This window comes from uncultured Campylobacter sp. (genome assembly GCF_938045405.1).
GTDB lineage: Bacteria > Campylobacterota > Campylobacteria > Campylobacterales > Campylobacteraceae > Campylobacter_B.
In genome coordinates this window covers 1-5263 of record NZ_CALIMW010000100.1, presented here as the reverse complement: position 1 = coordinate 5263, position 5263 = coordinate 1, and the positions used below count along the sequence as shown (strand labels likewise).

Genomic DNA, 5263 nt, shown 5'->3' with positions numbered 1-5263 from the left:
AATTTTGATTTTTTTCACGCCCAGATGCGCTAAAATTTGCGCTCCGATGCCGAAGCTCTTAAAATCAGCGCGATTTTGCGCGGATTTTAGCATCAAAAGCACGCCGCCTTCATTGCGCAAAACGTCCAGATCGCGCATGAAATCGTTAAATTTCGCATCGCTTAAAAATTCCAGATCGCTTGAAATTTTATGAAATTTCACGTTCGTCTGCGCGCCCTTTTCTGGCTCGCCGAAAATATAGGCGCGGTGTTCGTTGCCCTCGTGATCGCTCACGTCGTAAAATTTCGCCGCCTCGCCGCACAGCAAAGCGCTTTTTGGCTCGCTAAATTTAACGAGAGTTTCGTGTTTTAGGCGGTACTGCACGATCTGCGCGACCGAGATCATATTGATGCCGTGCTGCGCGCAGAATTTCTCCAGATCGTCCCTGCGCGCCATATCGCCGTCGTCTTTGACGATCTCGCAGATCACGGCGCTTTGCGAAAGCCCAGCCAAGCGGCACAGATCCGTAGAGCCCTCGGTGTGCCCCGTGCGAGCGAGCACGCCGCCGCTTTTGGCGATGAGCGGGAAGATATGCCCAGGGCGGACGAAATCATCGGCGCGAGCGCCCACGCGCGACATTAGCTCGATCGTCATATTGCGCTCATACGCGCTTACGCCCGTCTTGGCGTCCTTCGCGTCGATCGTGACGGTAAAGGCGGTCTCGTGGCTCGAAGTGTTTTTATCGACCATCAAATTCAGATCTAGCTGCTGCGCAATCTGCGGGCTAAGCGCCACGCACAGCACTCCGCGAGCGTGCGTGATCGCAAAATTTACCTTCTGTGCGCTACTAAAGGTGCTCGCAAACACCAAATCGCCCTCATTCTCGCGATCGACGTCATCGACCATAACGAGCATTTTGCCGTTTTTCAGATCCTCAATCGCCTGCTCTACGCTGATCATCGTCTCTCCTTAATTATAAAATCATCAAAAATTTATTTTAAAATCCAAATTGCTTGGACTTACACTAAATTTCTCCATATATGTCTTAAATATAAACATGCTCATAGCTCCGGCATTCCACACTAAAAACTCAGCATGCCTTTTTTGCGCCTTTTCATAATCTTCAGACCTCCCGTGCCCGTCACCGGCTTTATTTCGAATCTCACCTATACCGCTTACAATTGCACTCATACCGCCCAGAACCCGCTTAAAAGGTTCTTCTTGGCATTTTTCTGGCGCAAAATCTAAAATTTCACTAACTTTTTTATATAGATCATGTAAACTGCTGTCTTTCTCATTAAAATCAATTTTTTGGTTCTTTAAAATGCATTTTAATATGCTTTCCAATAACGTTCTTGATAATTTTATAGCTCCCTCTGGGTCATCAACCAATCTCTCTAGGGCTTTTTGCCATATATCTTGTATGTGCTTATTATCAAAAACTATATTTTCTTTTAAAATGGCCTTTATAGGATCAAATTCCTTATCTATATATTCACATCTTTCTTCGTATCCACCTTTCTCTTTTATAAAGGTATAAAAACTTTCAATATCCTCACAATGCTTTAAAAACCACGGGGCACGATTTTTTAACTCCGGTACGCTAAGAACCTTTTCTCGTGTACATTTATAGCCAATAAATTTTTTGCTTCTAGAAGCGGATTTTAATCCAAATTTTAAATGTTCTATTAATTCCTCATTATTGAATTTGTTAATCCTAGAGCATTCCTGGGATTCTTCTATACTTAAACACATCGTCTCTCCTTTAAATTTAATATATTATTGTGCCGTTTTTATCAACGATCGTTTCGCGACCGTCTAAATTGATCTTGATGTAATCGTCGCTTAGAATTTTAATAACTTCTATCTCATCATAAAATACAGGCTTTAAAATTTCATTATCCTCATCATCGAGCAGCCCCCATTTGCCGTCTTTTTTGACTTTAACGTATCCTTCTCAATATTTGATTTCGTCATAATATCCGCACAAAGTATTGTCAAAATCCCAAACAAGCTCGTATACACAAGAAACTACCTCTGTGCCCGTTTTATCGATAAAGCCCCATTTGCCGTCCTTTTCAATCTTCGCTAAGCATTCGCAAAAACTCCCGGCCCGATCATATATGCAAGGAATAACTTCTTTTCCCGTTTCATCGATATATCCCAAATAACCGTTCTTTTTAACGTCCGCCAAGCCTTCGCGAAAAACGCCAACGTCATCATATATACAAGGAACGATCTCTTTGCCGGTTTTATCGATAAAACCCCAATAGCCGCTTTTTTGAACTTCCGCCAGTCCTTCCTCAAAATTATAAGCATCATCATATATACAAGAAATCACCTCTTTCCCCGTTTTATCGATAAAGCCGAATTTATCGTTCTTATTAACCCACGCTAAGCCCTCACAAAACTCCTCGGTCCGATCATATATGCAGGGGATAACTTCTTTGCCCGTTTTATCGACGAAGCCGAATTTATCGTTCTTTCTAACGCATGCTAGGCCTTCGCTAAAATACGAAACGTCATCATAGATGCAAGAAGCTATCTCCTTTCCAGTTTTATCGATAAAACCCCATTTATCGTTCTTTTTAACCCATGCCAATACCATCTCGATCTTCCGAATTTAAATTTTAATCTCCGCGTAAGCCGCTTTTAGCTTCTCAAAAAGCGGGGCGAATGAAACGCCGTTTACGCGGACGTTTGCGATCGTCGTGATGAAATTCGTATCGCGCTGCCACCGCGGTACGAGATGATAGTGCACGTGCTCGGCTATGCCCGCACCCGCGGCGGCGCCGAGGTTCATGCCGATATTTACGCCGTTTGCGCCCAGAGTGCGCTTTAAGATCCCCACTCCGGCGCGCACGTAGCGGCTCATCTCCGCCCACGCATCGTCGCTAAGGCACTCGATATTATCCGCGTGCTCGTAGGGTATCACCATAAACGCGCCCGGGCTGTAAGGGTAGAGGTTCATCACCCCGAAGCAGTGCTGCGCGCGAAAAAGCACGCCGTTGCGATCGTCGAACGCCGCATCCGCCGCCGCGTCGCAGAAGGGACAGCCGCTTCTTTTTTCGGTAAAATACTCGCTTCGCCAAGGGGCGCAAAGATAATCCATCTCTTTTCCTTTCCGAAATTCCAAAATTCTATGGAATTTTAAAATTTGCGTTTCGCAAAATTCTATGAAATTTGGAATTTAAAACTTCTAAATTTCATAAAATTTTATTTACGCAGCTCGCGCTTGCTCGCACAGCGCAAAGTTATACGCGCGGTGGTACGCGCTCTTTACGAATCTCGTGCTGCGCAAGGCGCTTCGGTGCGACATACGCTTCGCGTATCAAAGCGCACGGCGGGCGATTAAATCCGCGGGCAGTTTGCGTGCGGATTATAACAAAACTTTGAAGCACTCACAGGCACGATACGCGATGCCAAACCTGCGCCGCAATACCCGTCGCGACACGCGATAAAATTTAACGCGGCGCGGTCATAGTGCAGCTATATTATAGCTGCGACTCAATCGCGTCGTATCGCAGGGTATCGCAGCCCTAGCCCCTACGCCGTTCGCTTTTACGATAGCTCGCTTTGCGCAGTTATCGTACGCGCAGCTCCTCTGGGCGGCTTAGGTCGCGAGCTGTGATTAAATTTACGGCGCCATTTAATCGCCAATACCGAAGCGCTGGGCACACAAGACACTACGGCAGACGCGCAATCCTTGGCGCTCAATGCTGCAAGCCCAACCCCACGCGCGAAGCTTCGCAAACGTAAAGCTAAATTTAAACCCACGCTTTTTGCACCAGCTCGTGATGCGACGGAAAGCCATACAAACGAAAGGCGTAAATTTAAACCTCACTCCGTAGCCGCTCGCGTAGCGCGTGATAATAAACTCACGATGCCAAAGCGCAGCGTGAATTCTCGCGCGATGTGCGATATTAAATTGCGGCGCGGCGCTAAATTAAAGAGCTCTTAAATTTTAAAGTCCGCAGAATTTTAAAATTTACTGCCTTAAAATTTCGCTCCGTTCGCTAAATTTAACCGCTCGCTTCGGGTTTAAGCTTGCGCGATCAAGCAAACGGGTTTAAATTTCGCCGCCCGCGCCGAGCTTTATCTCGCGCAGTGCCGCGCCGACGTCATTTTGGCGCATAAAATGCTCGCCGATCAAAAACGCATCGACGCCCGCCTCGTGCAAGCTTAAAAGCTGCTCATGCGAGTGCAGGCCGCTTTCGGCGACGATGATCTTGCCGTTTGGAATCAGCGGGATTAGCCGCTCGCTCAGGCTCGTATCGACCTCGAAAGTCTCTAAATTTCGATGGTTGATGCCGATAATATCAGCGCCTGCAAAGACCACTTTTTTCAGATCGTCCTTATCGTGGATCTCGCACAGCGCCCGAAGCCCCAGCCTGCGGGCAAAATCGAGCAGCTCTCTTAGCTGTTTGCCTTCTAGAGCTTTGGCGATCAGCAGGATAAAATCCGCGCCGTAAACCAGCGCTTCGAGGATCTGATAACGATCGACGATGAAATCCTTGCGCAAAATGGGCGTGCGAGTGTAGCGGCGGATCTGCGGGATGAACTCCAAATCGCCTCTGAAATAATGCGGCTCGGTAAGCACCGAAAAGGCGCTCGCGCCTGCATTTTCGTACTCCACCGCAAGGCTTAGCGGCTCAAAATCCTCGCGAATGATCCCCTTGCTCGGGCTTGCCTTTTTAATCTCGGCGATGATGCGCAGCGGATCCTTCTCATCGCTTCTAAGCGCGCTTATGACATCGCGCGGCTCGTAGGGATTGGCGCTTAGCGAGCGGCCGAGCAGATCCTCGGGCAGTCTTTCTTTACGAAGCGCCAGATCCTCGCGAGTGCGTTTTAAAATTTCATCCAAAATCATCGCTACTGCTTTGGTGTCTGGATTTTAGAGCCGATGGGATCTTTCGACGTAGAATTTTGCTCTGGCATAAAATCCTGCCTCGATACGGAATTTTGTCTTGACGAGGCAGAATTCTGCGCGGCGGAATTTATAGGCGTCGCAAAATTTTCAGAAGCCGCGGAATTTGGTGTCTGGTTTTGAATCGCGGAATTTACAGACCCAGCAGAATTTTGCGAAGCGGAGTCTTTTGGCGTTAAATCACGCGTTGCAGCAGAGCTTGGACGTGCGGAATCTAACGCAGAGCTTTCGGGCGCCGTAGATTTTATGGAATCAGGCGAAGGAGTTTTTATTGCCGGGCTTTGCGGCGCCTGATCTTTCGGCGCGGAGCCTTTTATCGTAGTGGGGTTTTGCGATATAGAATTCTGCGGCGCTACA

Annotated in this window: 6 protein-coding genes; all 6 read right to left on the bottom strand. The window is 47.5% G+C overall.

Annotation, left to right across the window (positions count from 1 at the left end; translation table 11 throughout):
- Positions 1–939, bottom strand: a 939-nt coding sequence (locus Q0140_RS03660; RefSeq protein WP_297962007.1) for a bifunctional 3,4-dihydroxy-2-butanone 4-phosphate synthase/GTP cyclohydrolase II, incomplete at its 3' end; no start/stop codon positions are given.
- A 24-nt stretch (positions 940–963) separates the two neighbouring features.
- Positions 964–1734, bottom strand: coding sequence for an abortive infection family protein (locus tag Q0140_RS03655; RefSeq protein ID WP_297962005.1), 771 nt, complete (start codon positions 1732–1734; stop codon positions 964–966).
- A 202-nt stretch (positions 1735–1936) separates the two neighbouring features.
- Positions 1937–2587 carry a WG repeat-containing protein gene (locus Q0140_RS03650; protein WP_297962003.1) on the bottom strand — a complete coding sequence of 217 codons (651 nt, stop codon included), beginning with the start codon at positions 2585–2587 and terminating at the stop codon, positions 1937–1939.
- Between the two features lie 15 nt (positions 2588–2602).
- The gene (locus tag Q0140_RS03645; protein WP_291936177.1) at positions 2603–3091 is read right to left on the bottom strand and encodes an HIT domain-containing protein; all 489 of its coding nucleotides are present in this window, start codon (positions 3089–3091) and stop codon (positions 2603–2605) included.
- 957 nt (positions 3092–4048) lie between these two features.
- The gene (gene trpC, locus Q0140_RS03640; RefSeq protein ID WP_297962001.1) at positions 4049–4849 is read right to left on the bottom strand and encodes an indole-3-glycerol phosphate synthase TrpC; all 801 of its coding nucleotides are present in this window, start codon (positions 4847–4849) and stop codon (positions 4049–4051) included.
- A 2-nt stretch (positions 4850–4851) separates the two neighbouring features.
- A partial coding sequence (locus Q0140_RS03635; RefSeq protein WP_366112831.1) for a hypothetical protein occupies positions 4852–5263 on the bottom strand: 412 nt, incomplete at its 5' end.